Below are 19,648 nucleotides of genomic sequence, written 5' to 3' on the forward strand. Positions count from 1 at the left end.
CTGATCCGCAGCTGTTGTCGCCGTCATTGACCGAGCAGTCCGGGCCGGCCGTGTAACGCCCCCTGTGAGGAGGATGCTGTGGCCCACCCCGACGAGCCACCCCACGACCATGGGTACGACCCCGAGTTCGTGCACGGCGCCCTGGCCATCGACGTCGCCGGGGTCGGCACGCTGGAGTGGGACCTGACCACCGGTGAGCTGACCTGCAGCGGCCAGCTGCTGGAGCTTGTCGGCTCGCCAGCTGGCCCGCCCATCTCCGGCATCGCTGACCTCACCGACCGGGTTCATGCCGGTGACCGGGAGCGGGTGATCGGCACCCTGCAGTCTGCGACCGATGCTCGCTCAGAAATACGGTCATCGTTTCGGGTGCGTCTGTCGGGCGGTGAGAGATGGCTCTGCCTTCTGGGTCGGACCCTGCGCGGCGCCGGCGGTCGCGCCGAACGCTTCCTCGGCGTCGTCGCCGATGTGACCGACCACCACAGCGTCACCACCCACGATCACACCAGCCACCGCTGGGCCGACTTGGGTGTCACCCACGTGTTGGAGGCAATGCCGGCTGCCTTCTTCTTCCTGGACCGACGGTTCCGGTTCACCTATCTCAACGCCCGCGCCGAGGAACTGCTGCGCAGCACCCGGGAGGAGTTGTTCGGCCGGGTCATCTGGGAGGCATTCCCCGCCGCCGTCGACAGCCTCTTCGAAGTCCACTACCGCCACGCCATGGTCACCGGGCGCGACGTCACGTTCCAGGCGCACTACCCCCCACCCCTGGACGCCTGGTACGAGGTCCTCGTTTGGCCCAACGAGGCAGGTCTGTCGGTGTACTTCCTGGACATCACCACCCAACGCCGGGAGCAGGCGCAGGCAGCCAGCGGCGCGGCCAGCCTGGCCCTGCTCGCCGCTGTCACCGAGCAGCTCTCAGGCACCTTGCAAGCCGACACGTTGGTGGCGCGCTTGGCCCAGCTGGTGGTCCCCGCCCTGGCTGACTGGTGCGTGGTGACCCTCGTCGAGGACGAGGCGCCGGCCGGTTCCCGGGCATCCATCCACGATGTGGGGGCATGGCACCGCGACCCTGACCTGCGCCCGGTCCTGGATGACTTTATCGCCGTGCGCATCCCCGCGTTGCGGGACGACGCCCATCTCCTGCAGGTGCTGGCCTCAGGTGAGCGGGCGGTGTGCATCAGCGGTGCCACCGCGGCGATCGAGCAGGTGCTGCAGGCAGGGCAGGCACAGGAGTTGATCGGCCGGCTGGCCCCTGACTCCTTCGCGGTCCTCCCCCTGCGCGGGCGTGACCGCACCGTCGGTTTGCTGACGTTGTTCAACTCCGCCGCCCGGGGCCACCTGTCCGACGCCGACCTGTCCACCGCCGCCGAGGTCGCCGGTAGAGCCGGGATGGCTCTGGACAACGCCCGACTGTTCAGCCAACAACGGCAACGGGCCGAACAGCTGCAGCGCAGCCTGCTGACCCCTCCCCCGCACCTTCACCAAGCCGACGTGGCCGTACGTTACCTGCCCGCCGCCGAGGCCGCCGCCGTGGGGGGCGACTGGTACGACGTGTTCCTCCAGCAGAACGGGGACACCGTGCTGGTCATCGGCGACGTCGCCGGGCACGACATCGCCGCGGCCGCCACCATGGGCCAGGTGCGGGCGCTGCTGCGCGGCATCGCCACCAGCACCGACATCGGGCCGGCCGAGATCCTCACTCGCCTGGACAACTCCATGCGCCTGCTCGATGTCCGCACCCTGGTCACCGTCGCCGTTGTCAGACTTGAACGCGACACCGGCGACTCCAGCGACACGGGGCCCGGCGTGACCCGGCTGCGGTGGTCCAACGCCGGCCACCCCCCTCCGCTCCTGCTGGGCCACGGTGGACGGGTGCAGCGGTTATCGACCCCGCGCGCGGACGTCCTGCTGGGCACCGACCTGGGTGGCCACCGGACCGAGTCGGTGACCACCGTCGAGGCGGGTATGACCGTGCTGTTGTACACCGACGGCCTCATCGAGCGCCGAGACGCCGACATCGACACCGGGCTGGACCGCCTCCGCACCGTCTTGTCCAGGCTCGACGACCGACCTCTGGAGGACCTGTGCGACCAGCTGCTCACGCAGCTCGTGGACAGCTCCCCGGCAGACGACGTCGCCGTCGTCGCCGTTCGCCTGCACGCCCAGGGCGTGCCCGCTCACGGCGACAGTCCCCCATCCCCAGCGCACGGCGAGCATCGGTCTGCCAACCGGGCCGGCAGCCTCAACCGACGAGCTGTTTGACCTGGTACATCCGCTGGTCCGCGCAATGCAGCAAGCCAGCGAAATCGGCCCCGTCGTCCTGGCTGGTAGCCCAGCCGATGCTGGCACCGACCTGCACGTCCACCCCCCGCAGTGGAACCGGTGCACCGACCAGCTCGGCCAGGTGACTGGCCACCCGGTCAGCCTCGGCGGCCGCCGCGTGGGGGTCCAGGCCGGGGAGAGCAACCAGGAACTCGTCCCCGCCGAGGCGGGCCAGCAGGTCGGTGCGCCGCAGGCCGGCGCGCAACCGTTGACTGATCGTCACCAGCAACTCGTCGCCGGCGGCGTGCCCGAGCCGGTCGTTGACCGCCTTGAACCCGTCCAGGTCGACGAACAGCAGCCCCACCGCGGTCCCCCCGGCAGCGGCCTCCCACAGCGCCAGCTCGACCTGTTCCTGCAGCCGGCGCCGATTGGGCAGGTTGGTCAGCGGGTCGGTGTAGGCCAGCTGCTCAATCCGGGCCAGGTACTGCCGGGTGCGGTCCTGCTCGCGGGCCAGGCTGCGTTCAGCCTCCACCCGAGCAGTCACGTCGTTCTGCACGCCGATGTACTGCACCACTCGCCCGGAGGCATCAGTCACCGGGGCTAGGTGCAGCTCGTTCCACCACGGAGTTCGCTGCGGCCCGCGGTGGTTGAGCAGCGTCTCGCGGCACTCCCGGCCATCCTTGATCGCCTCGCGGATACGGGCCACCGCGGCCAGGTCGGTGTCCCCGGTCTGCAGGAAGCGGCAGTTGCGCCCGAGAACCTCCTCCCGAGGCGCACCCGACAGCTCCTCGAACGCCCGGTTGACGTACACCAGGGGCTGGTCGGGGGCCAGCAGGTCGACGATGACCACCCCGCTGGTGGTGGCGGCCAGCGCTCGGTGCAGCAGCCCTTCCACCGCGGGACCGGTCACCGTGGGATCAGGCAGCCGCGGTGCGGTGGACGCTGCTGTCCGCTGCTGCATCTGCCCGACCGTACGCTCGGCCCGAGGCGCGACCCGGGCCACCAAGGCATGTGCTGCGCGGGCGACGGTCGTCCGGTCATAGGTCACGGCGTACTCGAACATGCGCTCCATGTCCGGGCCCTCGTCCCCCAGGTCCCGTGCCAGCAGCGCAGCGCTGAAGTGCGGGCTGAGGACGGCCAGGTCCCATTCACCGCGCACCTGGTCGGTGTCGGCCAGGGTCGCCCCGCGGACCCCGGGCAGGGGCTCGGCAGGAAGACCCTCACCCAGAGCGCAGACGAAGCCGGTGCGGGCGGCCAGCTCGCGGTAGCGCCCGACGGTGGAGGGCGTGAAGTGCCGCGCGTCCTGGAAGGTCGCGGCCACCACCGCAGTCTCCCCCACCCGCATAGCGTGCCGCTCCAGCTGCTTGGACAGCTCGATGAGCAGCAGCTTGGGCGAGCGGCGCAGCGGGGTTCCGGCTGGCAGGCAGGCGAAGGGGGAGACATCGGTCCCTGGCGTCCCGGCGGGCACGGCCGGCAACACCAGCTCCGCGGTGGGCAGATGCCCGGCGGGGCCGGGCTGCGGGCGCCCGAACAACCAACCCTGACCCAACGTCGCACCCAGGGCGAGAGCCTGCACGACGTGCGCCTGGGTCTCGATCCCCTCGGCGAGCACCAGGGCGCCGGTGCGCTCGGCATAGGCATTCACCGCGTTCATGATCTCAGCGACCTCAGGCCCAGGCCGGTCCTGCACCAAGCGAAGGTCCAGCTTGACCACATCGGGCTGCAGCAGTGGCATGAATGCCAAGGACATCGAGTCCGCGCCCACATCGTCCAGGGCCAGTCCCCAGCCGATCTCCCGGATCCGTTGCACGGTGGCCAGCAACTCCGCCGGGCGTGCCGCGATCGCCCGCTCCGTGATCTCCACGACCACCCGCAACTCCGCCGGCGCGCCGTCAGCAATCGTCAGCAGCTCCTCCAGCGGCGCGGTGTCCAGCACCTCGGGCTCCACGTTCACGAACACCGTCAGCGGGGCCAGCAGCCCCTCTGCCACGGCCCCCCGGAACGCCGCCGAACGACACAAGGCATCCAGTTCGCCCAGCCTGCCGGCCGAACGGGCCACCGTGAACAGCGTGTCTGGTGCCTGCAACGGGCCTACCGGCCCGCGGGCCAGCGCCTCGTAGGCCACCACGGCGCCGCTGTCCAGGTCCACGATGGGCTGGAACACACTGCGCACCCCACCCCCTGTCAGGATCTCATCCAGGGTGCTGCTCATCGTGTTGGACATTCCGGCCCCGTTCCTCCTGCCATGTCGCCCCCAGGATGGGAGTGTGGCGCTACTGGTCACCACTTCGGCACGTCAGCCCTCAGCATTGATTCCACAAGAATTGGCGGTACCCCGGAGGAGGGACCGCCCACAGTGTTTGCCGCCCGGTCGACGACGTTCCGGAGATCGCCCGGCAGGGCGTCGAGGCCCACGTGCCGAGGCGCGGACGGTGCGACCATTCCGGGCGCAGGCAAGAATCAGTCTCTGCGGAGGGTCGGGCATGACGAGTGATGAGCAACGTCAGCGCCTGCTGGAACAACGCGTCCGATACTTCACGGCAGTGTGTGCAGCCATCGAGCATCGGTCCACAGTCTTGGACCTGGTGTCTGCCGCGTGCGACCGGCCCGCAGCCGCAGCATTGCTGCACCTGCGGCTCGGGTGGGACAGTTGGCAGTGCGGGACGGTCCTGGACATGCAGATCGTCGAATTCACCGAGCAGCGCAGGCGCCGCGCAGCCGCAGACCTGCTCGCAGCCCAGCACGAACTGCGGGAGTGGTAGAAGAATGCAGCAGCAGAACGCAATTGCCCTTGACTATGGCCGGACCGGGCCTCGCTTCGGGCAATGCGCATCCACGTGCGCCCCTCGTCACGGCCGCCCCGCGCGCAATCCGGTCCGCCGTGGGCTCCGCGGCGGACCGGATCACACCCTTGGGTCCCTGATAGGCCGCCCCACCCCAGGGCCAGCCGCACGGCGGTAGACCCCGTGCTGCAGTGCTCACCGCCCAGAATCTCACCGACCACGAAGCCTGGTGGCACGTTCCACGACACCAGTCCTGCCGCCAAGTGATGGGTTGTAGCGTCCCGACGCCGATAGGACACCGGCACGCAGCTCACAGGCCGCATTGCCCCGACATCTGGCGCCTCGACCCATCAAACTGGCCCGACTGCCAGCTCAGGGCGGGCGAGGGCAGCTGGCCCAGGCTGGGAGTGCAGGAGCTACCAGAACGCGAGTTCGCTCAGGTCGCAAGGACGGCCTTGGCCGCAGTTGCAGCACGGTCGTCCAGCCACGACAGGAGGGCGTCGACCGGCATGGGGCGGGCGAGGTGCCAGCCCTGGATGAGGTGGACGCCGAGTTCGGTGAGGGCGTCCCAGGTGTCCTGGTCCTCCACGCCCTCGGCGACAACGTCCAGGCCCAGGTTGCGGCCGAGGTCGGCGACCGCCCGGACGATGGAGGTGTCTCCGGGGCGGTGGAGCATGTCGGCGACGAAGCTCTTGTCGATCTTGACCTCGTCGATGGGCAGCCGCTGCAGGTAGGACAGCGAGGAGTAGCCCGTGCCGAAGTCGTCGACGGACAGCCGCACACCAAGCTGCCTGAGCTCGCGCAGCAAGCTGATCGCCCGCGTCGGGTCGGCCATGACCGATCCCTCGGTGACTTCGAGGGTGAGTGCGACCGGCGGGACGCCGTGGTGGCTCAGCAGCTGGGCGACCTCGTCGACCAGGCCCGGGTCCAGCAGGCTGCGGCTGGAGAGGTTGACGGCGATGGACAGGTCGTGCCCGCTGCGGCGCCAGTGGGCGACAGCGGCCAGGGACGCGTCGAGAACCCGGGTCGTGAGGGCGCCGATGAGCCCGCTGCGCTCGGCGATCGGGATGAATTCCTCGGGCGAGATGCGGCCGCGGGTGGGGTGGTTCCACCGGACCAGTGCCTCTACGCTGCACACACGGCCGTTCTCGGTGCGTCCCTGGGGTTGGACGTGCACCTGGATGTCGTCGGTGGTGAGCGCGGCCCGCAGTTCGGCGACCAACGCGAGCCGGTTCACGTCGTTGGGGTCCAGGTGTGCTTCATACAGTCGGAGGCCTTCCCCGGTGCGCTTGGCCTCGTACATGGCCACGTCGGCGCGCTTGAGCAGCGCCGCCGGGTCGGTGGCGTGCTGGGGAGACAAGGCGATCCCCAGCGAGCCGCTGACCTCGACCTCGACACCGTCCAGGAGCACTGGGGTCCGCAGCTCCCCCAGGATTCGGCGGCCTGCCTCTAGGGCGGCGCCCTCGTCGGCGCCCTCCAGCAGCACGGCGAACTCGTCGCCGCCCAGCCGGACCACGAGGCCGTCGGCACCGACGCAGGTGCGCAGTCGGGCCCCCACCTCCACCAGGAGCAGGTCGCCCTGGTGATGGCCGAGGGTGTCGTTGACGTCCTTGAATCCGTTGAGGTCCAGGATGACCACGGCCCCGGCTGGTGTACGGCCCGGACCCCCGTCGCCCAGCAGCGCGGCCAGCCGGCGCTGCAGCAGGGCACGGTTGGGCAGACCGGTGAGGGCGTCGTGCAGCGCGTCGTGGCGCAGCTGGGAGATGAGCTCGCCGTTCTGCAGCGCTACGTTGGCGTGGGTCGCGACGGTCTCCAGCATGAGGACGTCGCCGTCCTCGAACGTCCGGACCTCGCCGAGCCTGTCGGTGACGATGATGGCCCCGAGCACGCCGGCCCCGCTGCGCAGCGGGACCGCGACGGCGTCGCGGGCCCCGTGGACCTCCAGCCAGGCGCGCTCGTCGGTGTCCCGGGTGCCGCGCGGCACCGTGAGGGACGTGCCCTCCTGCATGACCTGGTCCAGCAGCCACTGTTCGGCCGCGCCGGGCAGGTCCTCTGACCGGGTCAGCCGGCCGGTGGGGCCGAGCCGGACGCGGGCCAGGGCCCCGCCCTCGGCGCCGACGAAGACGGCCTCTGCGTGCTCGGCGTGCAGCAGGTCTTTCGCCTCGGCCAGGACGCTGCGCAATACTTCGTCGACCTCGGGGGAGCTCGAGATGGCCTGGGTGAAGCGGTAGAGACGTTCCAGGCTCAGGTGCCGGTCGGACAGCGCCGCGTAGGCCCGGTATCCGATCAGCAGGCCGGCACCCATCACCAGCAGCAGCACGACGGCGGCCGGGGTGGCGGCCAGGCTGGTCGCGGCGATGAGACCCAGGGTGACAACCACGGGCGAGGCCGGGTCGCCGGTGACGACCTCGCGCAGCAGCGGCGCCAGCGGCGGCGCCCCGTCGTAGATCGCCATGACCCCGGCTACGGCCAGGACACTGACCCGGTTGGCGACCAGGCAACCGGCGCAGGCCGCCACCCAGGCCAGCCAGTGGGTGGCGTCGCCGGCGTTGTTGAGGACCCGGAAGACCGTGATGGCCACGACCATCTGCAGGCTGAGCGAGGCCATGTTCCAGAGGGTCTTGAGGACCGAGGACCGGCGGTGCACCAGCAGGATGACCGCCGACCCGAGCAGGTTGCCGGCAACCAGTTCGGCGGGTGCGGCGTAGAACAGCCCGAGGACCACCACGAGTTCGCTGACCGAGACCGTCTGGGCCTCCCGGCCGGTCTGGATGTGCATGACGCAGGCCTCTGTGGCGGCGAACAGCGCGGCCAGCAGCCACCACGGCAACACCACCGCGCCGTCGAGGGCCGGGTTCGAGGCCACAGGCAGACCGAGGGCCAGCGCCAGGCCGGCCATGGCCACGGCCATGCCGGCAACCAGCACCGACCGGGGGTCGACCAGGATCCGCCGGGCCCGGGCCGGAGCCGGGTCCGCCCCGGTCGCTGTCGTGTCCACGAGGACGGGAACGACACAGCGAGGCGCGGCCTTGAGCCGCGCCCCGCTGTACCTCACCCAGGAGGGGCCCCTCGTCGGGTCATTCCCGCGGCGTCCCCGGACGGGGCACCGGCGGTGTCCTCGGCGGACGCGGGGTGGACCACATGCGGCTCACCTCAGAACCACCCGGCGCTGGAGAAACCACCGCTGCGCCACATGCGGCCACTCCACGCGCTGTCCCGCCACATGCGACCGGCCCACTCGCCGTCCCGCCACATGCGGCCGGCCCACTCCCCGTCAGCGAGGACGGCACCGGCGCTGGTCCAGGTGGCCGTCGGCCAGCTCTTCCGCACCTCACCGGTGTTGGTCCAGCCCCGGGCGGTCAGCGTGTTGCCCATCCAAGCGCCGTCCTTCCAGGTCTTGCCCTTCTCGGTGTCCTGGGCCCACTTCGCGGCGTCCCAGGCGCGGCCGAACACGTCGACCTCGCCCAGCAAGGTGGTTTCCTCCGTGGTGCCGTCCCCCACTACGATGTGGAAGCTGCCCCGGGAGGCCTCCAGGGAGCCGGTACCGGTCCCCCACGGCGCGGGGTTGGCGACCGAGCGCGGCACAGAGCGCAGTGCCTTGCGCAGGTCGGTGGTGCCCGACCCCTCCAGGCGGGCGGAGACGTTGTTGAGCCCGGTGGCAGAACCCATGAGGATCTGCTTGACCTGGTCGGGGGTGAGCTGCGGCATGGCCTGCAGCAGGAGGGCGGCCTCGCCGCTGACCACCGCGGCGGCCTGGGAGGTCCCGGATCCACGCAGGAACTGGGTCCCCACCCGGGCACCAGGGTTCTGCGTGTCGGCGGTGCTGCCGGGCGACCGGAGCCCAAGGACCGAGACCCCCGGGGCGGTGACGTCGACGTGCCGGGCGTCGGTGCCATCGGTGGACCAGGAGGGCACGGTGTCATCGGCGGTCGTGACGGTGCCTGCCGAGTCCATCGCGCCCACGGCCAGCACGTGCGGGTCAGAGGCCGGGTTGGCCAGGTTCGTCGTGGTGTCACCCTCGTTCCCGCCGGCGACCACGACGACGATCCCGTTGCGCCAGGCCTGCTCGACCGCATAGGCCAGCGGGTCGACCTGGCTGGGCTGCACCGAGTCGGTCCCGTAGGACAGGTTGATGACCCGGATGTTGAGCCCTTCGTCCTTGCGGTGCTCGACTACCCAGTTGATGCCCGCGATGACCTGGCTGACGTCTACGTCGCCGTTGGCCGAGCCGACCTTGACGTTGACCAGGTTCGCATCGGGCGCGATGCCGGCGAAGCGGGCCGGGTCGGTGTAGCTGGCCGGGATCCCGGCCGCGGTGCGACCGGCGATGATGCTGGCCAGGTGGGTGCCATGACCGTAACCGTCGACGTGGGCCGTCGCCGGGTCCTGGCTGTCGAAGGACAGGTCAGGACCGTTCACGACGTTCCCTGAGTTCAGCCCGGCGACCCGGGTCACCCCGGTGTCGATCAGCGCGACACCGACACCGCGGCCGGTGATGCCCAATCGGTAGGCGTCCAGCGCGCCGACGACGCCGGCGATGTTGTACAGCGAACCCTTGTCCGTCTGGGCGTCGTAGCCCAGCGACGGGTTGACCTCGGCCTGGGCCGTGCCCAGGCCGTAGCCGACAAGCATCGCCGAGACGGCGAGCACCGCCGAGACGCGGGCTCCCGCCCACCGTGCCCTTGTTGCCATCGGATTCCACTTCCTGTCGTACTTGGTCGACCACCGCGTTCTTCAGAGGTCTCACTTCGAGTAAGGATCCATGTACGCGCTGTGTCATCAGCTGGCACCGCGAACTCACCCGATATGGCGGGACCAGACGAACCAGGGGGCCATCCGGGGACCTGATCGGACACACCTCGCGCACCCGGACAGCGATGGCCTGCGCTCCGGCGAAACCGTCACGCGGCGGAGGACAGCCCGCTTCCGCATGTCATCCCCACCGGTGGACGTGCATCGAAACAGTGTCTTTCGTCAGCGCCTTGTGTCGTGCTGGGCGGTGCACGGGTTGCGTGAGAGAGCCCGTCGGCCCGGGATGGTGGGGTTGATGCACGGGCCGTCACGCTCCAAATTGCCCGCCGCCCTTCCGGCAGTCGGGTGCAGACCGGGCCCGGTCCAGGCACGGCCGGCGGCGTCGGCGTCGGCTGTTGAGTCCGGCGGTCGTTGGGATCGCCGCAGCCACGATGATCGCGTTGGTCGCGGCCATCTGGGTGACCAAAACCCCGGTCGACGGTGGGGGCGGTGACGCCGAAGCGAGTGCATGTCAAGTGGCCGACATGGTCCGGGTGACGGTTGCTCCCGAACTGGGTGCGCTGGTGCAGGGGCTGTTGTCGGGACCGATTCCAGTCGCTCCCGGTCGGTGGACCGAGGCCGCAGTGGGCACCGAGCAACCGCTGCAATCCGTGGCTACGTTGACCGGGCAACCGGAGGACGGCTGGCCCCAGCTGTGGATTCCGGACGACCGGTCATGGGCTGCGCGAGCGGGTTCTGCGGTCCTTGGGTCGGCGGTGACGCTGGGGCAGACGGCGATGGTGCTGGCCACCAGCCGGTTGGGTGCGCAGTCTCGGGGGTGGCTGTCCACCGCCCTGGAATCTGGTTGCAGGCGCTGAACACCTCCGGTGTCTTCCTCGCCGGCTCGGTCGCCGAAGGCCCCGGACTGCGCGCGCTGGGCGCGGTCCAGGGCGACCTGGAAACCGGGGACGCCGCGGACAGCGCTCTGACACAACTGGTGCTGACCTCCAGTGGCCCGGCCGCCCCCGCGCAGGCCTTGGCTGCAGCCGTCGACGGCGCTGCCGATGCATCGGTAGTGGTCTCCACCGAACACCAGGTCGGTGCAGTCACCGCCGGCGGTGCAGGGCACCTGGTCGTGGTGGTGCCCGTCGAAGGGCGCACTGGTGCTGCAGGTGCCGGTGCTGCAGGTGCCGGTGCTGCAGACAGTTGCCGGTGGCGATGATGCCGCGGTCGCGGCGATGCTGCACCGCCTGGCGGACACGGCCGACGCCCGCGAAGCCGTGCGGGCCGATGGCTGGCGAGATGCTGCAGGCCGTGGACCTGGTGGCGGGAGCTCACCGCGTGCCCAATGCCGATCCGCTGGACCCGGCCGCGTTGGCCACCCGAGTGGCCTCGTTGGTGACACCCAGCCGGTTGCTGACGGTGGTTCACGTGTCGCAGTCCATGAATGCCGCTGTCGGGGAGGGCACCCGGGCCACGGTGGCCCGTGACGCGCTGATCACGGGTTTGTCGGGCTCCCGGACCGGAGCACAACAGGTCTGTGGGTTCGCCGCCGGGCTGGTCGGTGACCAGGACTGGCAAGAGAAGAGGCCTCCCCGGCCCTTCGGCGCCATCGACGAGGGCAGGACGCAGCGTGAGCTGCTGGCCGGACAGTTCGCCCCACTGCTCCAGCAGATGTCTGGCGGCGGCACCGGGTTGTACGACACCGTCATGGCCGCGGTCCGCGCTGCGCGCGGGGGCTACGACCCGACGCCGTCGACTCCGTGGTGCTGCTGACCGACGGCACCGACGACGACCCCGCCGGGGTGTCTGAGCAGCACTGTTCACCGCCGCTGCCAAAGGTCCAGCGGCGCTATCGCTGGAGTCGGGGCGCAGACCGACGGCGGGCTGCGACCACCTTCAGGCGGCAAAGAGCAGCTCAAGCACCATCCCGGGCCGTCGTCGATGCCATCGGACTGCTCGACGGCTCGTCAAGCACGTCTTGACAACGGGCCAGGGTCAGTGGCCGCTGTACCGGGTGGTCCATGGATTTGCTGCCGAGGTCGGTCTTTGGGTGCGCTGAAAAAATCCGTCTCATTTTCTGCGCGCAGCTTGGCGCCGACCATCGGGGTTCGCTCCTCCGCGTTGGGTCCTGTCCCCTTCGGGATGGCCTGTAGGCGGTAGTCGACCGACGAGGGAGGTGCCCCCGCGGCGCGGGCGATGTCTGCGACGAGATGGACGGCGGCCGGGGCACACTTGATCAGGTGGACCCAGCGGGCAGTGGCCGTGGCAAAGAGTCGCCGGCCGTCACCGAGATCAAGGCCCGGGTCGTGGTCGGTTTCGGGCTCGGCAACGGCGTCAACGTTCCGGATGTGTGCCGCGCGGCCGACGGCGGCCGCAGCCTGCAGCTCCCGAAGCACGCGCGTAGGTTCCCGGGGGTCGGTGGGCGGCTCTGCAGGTAAGGTCATGGCTGGGGGTGCGGATCGCCCACCGTTTGGGCGCCGACGGGCCGGCGGGATACCTGGCGGTCGAGCATCGCCGCATGGCTGTCTGGGTGTGGGCGACGAGCTCGGCAATCGCCCGCAGCGACCGGCTCACCCGGCAGCGCGCTACGACGAAGGCTTCAAGCTAGTTCTGCAGGTCGAAGCTGGCGATGGTGCCGTCGCGGGCGGTGCCGGCGAACAACGGCAACGGGGCTCGCTGGGGACGGGGCGGATAGGGCGCAGGTCGGGTCAATCCCGGGGTGGCCAGGCCAGAAGCGGCGGCAGCGGTCGGTGGCGGAAGCCATGTGGGCTGAGTGGGCGGTGCTCGTGGCTGCCGCCGGCGTGGGAGATCGCGGCCAGCAGCAGCTGCAGGTGACGGCGGTCGAGGCCGGAGGCGACGTCGCCCAGGTCGACGGGCTGGCCGTCGGCGATCGATGCCGCGGCGCGCAGGATCCTCCACTGGCCGCTGCTGCCTTCTATCCGGCCGGCGTGCAGGGCTGCGTCGAGGTCGGTCCAGGCGATGGCCGCCCAGCCGACCCCGAGGACCTCGCCAGCGGGGGGTGCTGTGGGGTCTTCGTTGAACCTCACGGCGATGAGGTCGGCGGTGGCCAGGGCGGGCAGCCAGTAGCCGGCGTTTGCCAGCAGGAGAATGGCAGCTTCGGCGGTGTAGTCACCGACCGCGGTGCGCAGCAGCGCTGATTCCAGGTCGACGGGGTCCATATCGGCGGCGCGGGGTTCGAACAGCACGGTCCTGGTCCTCCTCGGGATGGTGGTGGCGGGTGCTGTGTGCGGGGTGGAGTATGCGTTTTGGGGGCGACCCCCGGGGCTGGCATCCACCCCGTAGGGGTGGCCGGCCACGGTCAGCGGCAGGGTTCCTTGACCCCGCGCATCGGACCGTTAGGTGCGCCGGACGCACAACGGACGGACCGGCGCGCCTGCAACGGGTGCGCACGACCCCACCGCCGGCCAGCAGTTCCGGGCACATGCGAGAGTGCCTCGCGGGACGCACTCCGCTTCCGCGATCCGTGCCACCTTGCGAGCTGCGCGATTGCGGAACAGGGTCTGCTCACGGAACGGTCGTTGGTGTAGCTGATGAACTCCGAAGGTGCTGTGCACCCGGGACCTTACGTGGAACACCCCCCCCGACCGGGGTCCGCGACCAGTTCATTGACGACGTCGTCGCTACCGTGCGGACCGCCCACACTGCCCTGCTCATCGCCGGCCGGCTGTGCCGGGCGCGTGTAGCTGTTCTCCCTTTCGCCGACGTCGGCTTGAGCTTCGGGTTGCGGGTCAACGGGCGGCTGCCGCTGGGCGCCGGCGACGAGATGGCCGGCCTGGCTGACGGCTGCAGTTCGCCACCGGCATCGGGCCCTGCTCGACAGCCCAGCGCACTCGGACGGCGATCCTGGCCTCCCAGCCGGAACTGCAGGAGCACTGGCCGGGATACGCCGCGCAGCTGGGCGAGCGGACCGACTACCGCAGCACCATGTCCTTGCCCGTCGGTGGCCACTGGGCAGCGCGGTGGTCCTCGACCTCTACAGCACGGGCCAGCTCCACCGCTTGAGGCGGATCTCGGCAGGCTTGGGTGCAGGCATACAGGACTTCTCCCGGGCGATTCTCGCCTCAGGTCAGGTGTCCGGAGAACCGGGTCAGGCTCCCCTCACCGACTTATGCTGGTCAAGCCCGAAACACCCCGTGCGTCGAAAGCCCAACTCCTTCTCTACGGCTGACCCGAGGACTTGAAGGGGGCAGCGGTGGTGGTTGGTGGCGTCGGTCGGGGTGTTGGACAGGCAATTTGGGTCCACCTTGCTATGAATGGCCGGCGTGCGTGCAGAGCGGGATCACCCGGGTGATGGGGCAGTTTGGTGCAGGGGCCGTTCCTGCGGTGGGGTCGTCGACGTGCAGCACCGAGCTTGATGACCTCCGAGCCGAAGTCCGGCAATTGCGCGAAGCACTGGCGTACAGGGCCGTCATCGAGCAGGCGAAGGGGGTGCTCATGGCTGTGCACGGCTGCACCGCAGAGGCGGCGTTCCAGATCCTTGCCGATCAGTCTCAGCACACCAACACCAAGGTCCGTGAGGTCGCCCAGCAACTGATGGACTCGGTGCGGGGCACCTCCGCGCCGACAGCCAGCCGGTGGCCCAGGCGGCGATGAGCACCGGACGCCCCCCGTGTTCAGATCAGTTGGGGTTCTTGGTCAGTGCTGCCCAGACGAGCTTGTGGTCTACGGCGTAGTGGACCCCGTGGGCGGTGCTGAGGTCGCTGATGACGTACAGGCCGTAGCCGCCGGCTCCGGCGGGGCGGTCGACCGCTGGGGTGGGTGGGCGGTCGGTGGCGCTGTCGCTGACGATGACCAGCCATCGGTGGGTCTCGTCGCAGATGCTGAGCCGGGACGGCGGTGACCCGTGGCGTAGGGCGTTGGATGTCAGCTCATCGATCACCAGGATGGCGCGTTCCACCACGTCTTCAGCACCAGACGCCGTGGGGTCCAGGCTCGCGGTCAGGAAGGCCCGAACCTGACGCCGGACCAGGCTCAACGCACGCAGGGATTCCAGGACCAGGGTTAGCCGTTCGGTCTCCCGCGGGCGGGGCACCGGGGTGTCTTGGGACCACGACGCGGCCAGCGCCTCCAGCTCTGGTGCGGTGACTTCGTGCGTTCCCACCCTGCCCCTCCCCTCGTACCGCGCGACCTCATCAACCCTGGGCGCCTACTGGTGCTCGTGCTGCCCGGACACGCCGCTGGGCATGTTGTGACGTCCTGCGATGCCCTCGAATGTGATACATCACCTGCGCTGGGTGTGCGCGATCCCATCGTGCATGCTGTGGCAGTTTTCGCCCGGTAGGCGCTCCGTCCATTGCCACCCCGAACGGGTACGGGAGGGTAGTGCTCGAGGCCGAGCTCGGGTCGCAGCGCACCGGATGGGAGCGACCAGGTCACCGACGACGAGGAAGTAGGGAGTGGCCAACGATGACCACATGTCACCTCGAGCAGCCCCTCGTTGCGACTTCGGCCGACCGGCGGTGCTGCCGCTGTGCCGATTTCCCGTGGTGAGCGCTGCCGGCAGTCCGCCGTCCCAGGACATGGGCCAGCAGGAGTTGCTGCAGCACCTGCTGGGGTCCGCCGAACGAACCCCGTGCATGCAGCTGGTGCTGGACACCGACTGGTCGACCACGCCAGCTGGCCCGGTGCCGAGCTGGCCGGCGACCTTGCAGACGGCACTGAGCACGGCGCTGACATCGCGGTTCCCGATGCTGGTGATGGCCGGCCCCGAGCTGACGATGGTCTACAACGATGGCTACGCGCCCATGCTGGGCGATCGGCACCCGGCGGCCATGGGCCAGCCGTTGCATCAGGTGTGGTCCGACGTGTGGCCCACGATCGCCCCGATGATCGCCGACGTCGTGGACGGGCAGCGCGCCAACTACTTCGGTGACCTCGAGCTGTCGATGACCCGCAACGGTTACGACGAGCAGACCTTCTTCACCTTCTCCTACAGCCCGCTGCTGGACGCTACCGGTGCGGTGGTGGGGGTGCTGGACACCGCACTGGAGACCACCAGCCAGGTGCTGGCCGCCCGCCGGCTCGAACTGGTCCAGCACACCTCCGCGGTAGCCGGCCGGCAGCACCCTGATGTCGCCGCTGCGTGCACCGCGGTCCTGCAGGCGCTGGACGGTGCCCCCGACATCGCCCACGCCGGGATCTACCTGCGCGGCGACGCACTTGTGGGAGGTCCCCTGGCCCCGCAGGTCTTCGGTCTCCCGGCCGAGGCCGCAGCCGTGCTGCAGCCGGTCCTCACCAACCTGCCTGCCGGTGACCTGCTCGAGGACCCGACCGATGTCTGGGGCGAGCCGTCTGCACCGGCCGCGTCCCCGGTGGCCCGCACCATCACCCTTCCCCTGCACGCCGCCGGCACCGAGGAGGCGGTGGGGGTGCTGGTGGTGCGCACCCATGCCCAGCTGCCGGTGGATGAGGACTACCGGGTGACGCTGCGGCTGCTGGCCGCCCAGGTGGCCACCGCCGTGGGCAACGCCCGGGTCAACGCCGACGCAGCGCGCAGCACCCGCCTGCTGGAGACCATGTCCGCGGCGTTCTGCAGCGTGGACCGGGAGTGGCGCTGCACCTACCTCAACGGCCCCGCCGAGGAACTGTTGCGCCTCACCCGAGACCAAGCAGTCGGAAAGGTGATGTGGGACCTGTTCCCCGCAGCGGAGCACTCGATCATCGGGCAGACCTACCGGCAGGTCCTCGCTACCGGGCAGCCGGCCACGTTCGACGCCTACTACCCCGCCCCCCTCGACACCTGGTTCGACATCCGGGTCACTCCCGACGCCGACGGGCTGTCGGTGTTCTTCCTGGACATCACCGACCGCGTTCAGCAACAACAGCGCACCGAGCTCCTCGCCCAGGTCACCGCCGAGCTCACCGGCATGCTCGACGCCGAGACCGCGGTGGCCCGGCTGGCCGAGCTCGTGGTCCCACGGCTGGGTGACTGGTCCCTGGTGACCGTGGTCGGGGAGGAGCAGCACGGCAACGCCACGCGCCGAAGCCTGCGCGACGTCGGCGCCTGGCACACCGACCCGCAGCTACGGCCCGTGGTCCGCCGGTACGCCGACACCCGCATCCCGGCCCTGACCGATCAGTCCTTCCTCGCCCGAGCCCTGGCCGAGGACGCCATCGTGCAGGCCGGCTCGGGCGCGGCCGCCCAGATCCGCGCGGTCCTGCACCCCGGTGAGGCCGCTGACCTGATCGCCGAGCTGGCACCGGAGTCCATCACTGTGCTGCCCATGCGCGGCCGTGGACGCATCACCGGCCTGCTCACCCTCTTCGGCGGGCCCGGCCGGGCACCGCTGACCGGCGCTGACCTCGCCGCCGCGGCCGATCTCGCCGCCCGCGCGGGCCTCGCCCTGGACAATGCCCGCCTCTACACCGAGCAAGCCGGTCTGGCCGCCACCCTGCAACGGTCCCTGCTCACCAGCCCACCCGAACCCGACCACGCCCAGGTCGTCGTCCGCTACGAACCCGCCGCCCAGGCCGCCCAGGTCGGCGGGGACTGGTACGACGCCTTCCTCCAGCACGACGGCGCCACCATGATCGTCATCGGTGACGTCGCCGGCCACGACACCGCCGCAGCCGCCGCCATGGGCCAGCTCCGCGGCCTGCTGCGCGGCATCGCCACCTACTCCGGGGCCGGCCCCGCCGACGTCCTGCGCGGTCTGGACACCTCCATGCAGGTCCTGCAGATCACCACCCTGGCCACCGCGGCCATCGCCCGCTTCGAGCAGACCCCCGACGAAGTCGAACGGGGCGTCACCCGCATGATCTGGGCCAACGCCGGCCACCCACCACCGATCGTGATCAACCCCGACGGCACCCACCGCATCCTGGCCCCCTGGAAGGGCGAACTCCTGCTGGGCGTCAACGCCGACACCACCCGCACCGAACAGGTCACCACCCTCGACCGCGGCGCCACCGTCCTGCTCTACACCGACGGGCTCATCGAACGCCGCACCTCCGACCTCGACGACGGCCTCGCACGACTCACCAATGCCATCACCGAGCTCGGCGACGCGACCCTCGACGACCTGTGCGACGGCATCATCACCCGCATGGTCGACGGCCGACCCGACGACGACATCGCCCTCGTCGCCGTCCGCCTCCACCGCCAAGACCGACCACGACCCACCGAGGCCGGCCCCCGGAACGTCCCGGACGGGGTGCCAAAACCAGCCCACCCGGCGCGATAGATGTCCGTTCATCTACAAGACTGCATCCCGGCAGTCCCACAGGGATTTGAACGCCCTGTTCGAGCGCTGACCCAGGGCGCCCCTGCATGAGATGGGCGCAGAAGGAAGCTGAGCGGAGGAGAAGCAGCTCAACGGCGGGCCCTCGGGCCATTCTGCGCCACGCATGGGGGTACCCCAAGCATCCAGTCTCTGTGGTGACGGACAGCTCGGCCCGCCCACTAGCCTTGCTCGGCCGGCTGTTCGAGACCCACCACGCAGGACAAGGCCGCGGGGGGCCGCAGTAGCGCTCAACGTGGGGTCCTCTACCCCGGTTGGGTCACGCTTCTCCTAGGCTCAGTTGTCTGACCCATCGCCGGTGCATCGCCGGCTCCGGCGGCCGGCACCGCCATGTAAAGGAGCCCCGCACCCGTGAACCACCACGCGGCCCAGTCACCCGGCATGAGCGCGGCTGAGGCCTTCCACGCCGAGCTGGCTCACAGCTCAGCCGCCGGCGACGACCCGGAACTGCTTCCCGACCGCCTGGCGCGCGCCTGCGTCACGGTGCTACCCGTCGACGGCGCCGGCCTGTCCATGATGCTGGTCCCCGACCGGCGGCTACCGTTGGGCGCGAGCGATCCGACGGCCGCCGCAGCCGAGCGGCTGCAGTTCGCGCTGGGGGACGGGCCGTGCACGGCTGCCCACCGTGAGCGCCGACTGGTCGTCGCGGTGGATGAAGACCTGGCCGCCCGCTGGCCGGTCTACGCCAGCCAGTTCGCCACCCAGACGCCATACCGGATGACCCTGGCCCTGCCCGTCGGCGGCCCGTTGACCGGCTCGGTCGTGATCGACCTGTACCGTTACCGTCCTGGCCGGCCCGCCCCCGGGGTGCTGGCGGCCGTCGGCGAAGTTGCCAACGCATGCGGCACGGTGCTGTCAACCGCGCTGGCCGAGGAGTCCGACGTGGTCCTCGGCCTGCCGGCTGCTCTACGCTCCCTGCCGGTGACCGCGCGGCGTCAGGTGTGGCAGGCCATCGGGATCGTTAGCGCGCAGCGGGGAGTGGACGCATCGACGGCCTTGGCGGTGCTCCGCGGGTTCGCCTTCGGCCAGGACGCCGACCTGGAGACCATCGCCGCCGGCGTCATGGGCGGCGAAGTGGAGGTGCCCCGCACGCTGCCCGATTGACTTCAGTCCGGTCGTCCTGTCCTGCTGCTAACTGGGTGGCCGGACCCACTCCGGGGTGGGTAGGCCCGGCTGAGGCGGGGTGACCAGGCTGTCCACCGGGACGTCAGAGTGGCCCACCCGCGCGGGCATCCAGGTAAACACTGCCCGCCACCCACCCTCGTCCTGGCGTTCGAGGCGGTAGCCGGTGGAACGCGCGGTCGCCACCGACACCGAAAGCTCGCGGGCAGCACCTTCCGCCGCCTGGTCGTCGTCCGCGTCGATCTCACCGACTGAGGCGCCGTGGTCACCGATCAACCGGTATAGGGGCATCCTGAAGTTGTAGACCATCCCCGGTGGCACCGCTCGACGGGCGAGCCCTGCCGGACCCCTCGCCGCAACCGCCGTCTGCAGCAATGAGCCGTTCGTCCAAACGGTGCGACCCCCACCCGACGCGCCCCGCGGCCCAGAGTTGCCTGCGCCTGGACCAATCAGGGCACCCACTGTTGCCGCCGCGGCTGAGGGTTG

At 70.4% G+C, this 19,648-nt stretch carries 12 protein-coding genes; 7 read left to right on the forward strand and 5 right to left on the reverse strand.

The window, feature by feature from the left end:
- The first annotated feature begins 78 nt into the window (after positions 1 to 78).
- Positions 79 to 2,262 (forward strand): SpoIIE family protein phosphatase, encoded by a 2,184-nt coding sequence (locus NH342_RS00935; RefSeq protein ID WP_253010324.1) that lies wholly within the window; start codon positions 79 to 81, stop codon positions 2,260 to 2,262.
- Here NH342_RS00935 and NH342_RS00940 read toward each other — a convergent pair.
- Positions 2,243 to 4,474, reverse strand: a complete 2,232-nt coding sequence (locus tag NH342_RS00940) for a diguanylate cyclase domain-containing protein (protein ID WP_253010326.1) — start codon at positions 4,472 to 4,474, stop codon at positions 2,243 to 2,245. The genes NH342_RS00935 and NH342_RS00940 overlap by 20 nt on opposite strands.
- Before the next feature lie 271 nt (positions 4,475 to 4,745).
- Here NH342_RS00940 and NH342_RS00945 point away from each other — a divergent pair, with 271 nt between their 5' ends.
- Entirely contained in the window at positions 4,746 to 5,024 is a 279-nt protein-coding gene (locus tag NH342_RS00945) for a hypothetical protein (RefSeq protein WP_253010328.1), read from the forward strand.
- 457 nt (positions 5,025 to 5,481) lie between these two features.
- Here NH342_RS00945 and NH342_RS00950 read toward each other — a convergent pair whose 3' ends face one another.
- Together NH342_RS00950 and NH342_RS00955 are read right to left on the reverse strand one after the other, a co-directional pair.
- On the reverse strand, positions 5,482 to 8,043 hold the full coding sequence (locus NH342_RS00950) for an EAL domain-containing protein (RefSeq protein WP_253010330.1): 2,562 nt from the start codon (positions 8,041 to 8,043) through the stop codon (positions 5,482 to 5,484).
- A gap of 155 nt (positions 8,044 to 8,198) precedes the next feature.
- A complete protein-coding gene (locus NH342_RS00955) occupies positions 8,199 to 9,695 on the reverse strand; it encodes a S8 family serine peptidase (protein ID WP_253010332.1) in 1,497 nt (498 codons plus the stop codon).
- Between the two features lie 919 nt (positions 9,696 to 10,614).
- On the opposite strand from NH342_RS00955, the gene NH342_RS00960 reads away from it, so the two are divergent.
- Positions 10,615 to 10,998, forward strand: a complete 384-nt coding sequence (locus NH342_RS00960) for a hypothetical protein (protein WP_253010334.1) — start codon at positions 10,615 to 10,617, stop codon at positions 10,996 to 10,998.
- A gap of 80 nt (positions 10,999 to 11,078) precedes the next feature.
- Entirely contained in the window at positions 11,079 to 11,552 is a 474-nt protein-coding gene (locus tag NH342_RS00965; RefSeq protein WP_253010336.1) for a hypothetical protein, read from the forward strand.
- Between the two features lie 935 nt (positions 11,553 to 12,487).
- On the opposite strand, the gene NH342_RS00970 is transcribed toward NH342_RS00965, so the two are convergent.
- Entirely contained in the window at positions 12,488 to 12,985 is a 498-nt protein-coding gene (locus tag NH342_RS00970) for a hypothetical protein (protein WP_253010338.1), read from the reverse strand.
- Between the two features lie 1,081 nt (positions 12,986 to 14,066).
- On the opposite strand from NH342_RS00970, the gene NH342_RS00975 reads away from it, so the two are divergent.
- A complete protein-coding gene (locus NH342_RS00975) occupies positions 14,067 to 14,393 on the forward strand; it encodes an ANTAR domain-containing protein (RefSeq protein ID WP_253010340.1) in 327 nt (108 codons plus the stop codon).
- Between the two features lie 25 nt (positions 14,394 to 14,418).
- Here NH342_RS00975 and NH342_RS00980 read toward each other — a convergent pair whose 3' ends face one another.
- Positions 14,419 to 14,901 carry an ATP-binding protein gene (locus NH342_RS00980; RefSeq protein WP_253010342.1) on the reverse strand — a complete coding sequence of 161 codons (483 nt, stop codon included), beginning with the start codon at positions 14,899 to 14,901 and terminating at the stop codon, positions 14,419 to 14,421.
- A 385-nt stretch (positions 14,902 to 15,286) separates the two neighbouring features.
- On the opposite strand from NH342_RS00980, the gene NH342_RS00985 reads away from it, so the two are divergent.
- Both NH342_RS00985 and NH342_RS00990 read left to right on the forward strand, forming a co-directional pair.
- Positions 15,287 to 17,983, forward strand: a complete 2,697-nt coding sequence (locus NH342_RS00985; protein ID WP_253010344.1) for a SpoIIE family protein phosphatase — start codon at positions 15,287 to 15,289, stop codon at positions 17,981 to 17,983.
- Positions 17,984 to 18,391: 408 nt separating this feature from the next.
- Entirely contained in the window at positions 18,392 to 19,144 is a 753-nt protein-coding gene (locus NH342_RS00990) for a GAF domain-containing protein (protein ID WP_253010346.1), read from the forward strand.
- The last annotated feature ends 504 nt before the right edge of the window (positions 19,145 to 19,648 follow it).

The organism is Klenkia sp. PcliD-1-E (genome assembly GCF_024124375.1).
In the GTDB taxonomy this organism is placed as follows: Bacteria; Actinomycetota; Actinomycetes; order Mycobacteriales; family Geodermatophilaceae; genus Klenkia.

Bases quoted from the DNA above. Each gene is read 5' to 3' on its own strand.
- NH342_RS00940 (WP_253010326.1), bottom strand. From the start codon at position 4,474: ATGAGCAGCACCCTGGATGAGATCCTGACAGGGGGTGGGGTGCGCAGT.
- NH342_RS00945 (WP_253010328.1), top strand. From the start codon at position 4,746: ATGACGAGTGATGAGCAACGTCAGCGCCTGCTGGAACAACGCGTCCGA.
- NH342_RS00965 (WP_253010336.1), top strand. From the start codon at position 11,079: ATGCTGCAGGCCGTGGACCTGGTGGCGGGAGCTCACCGCGTGCCCAAT.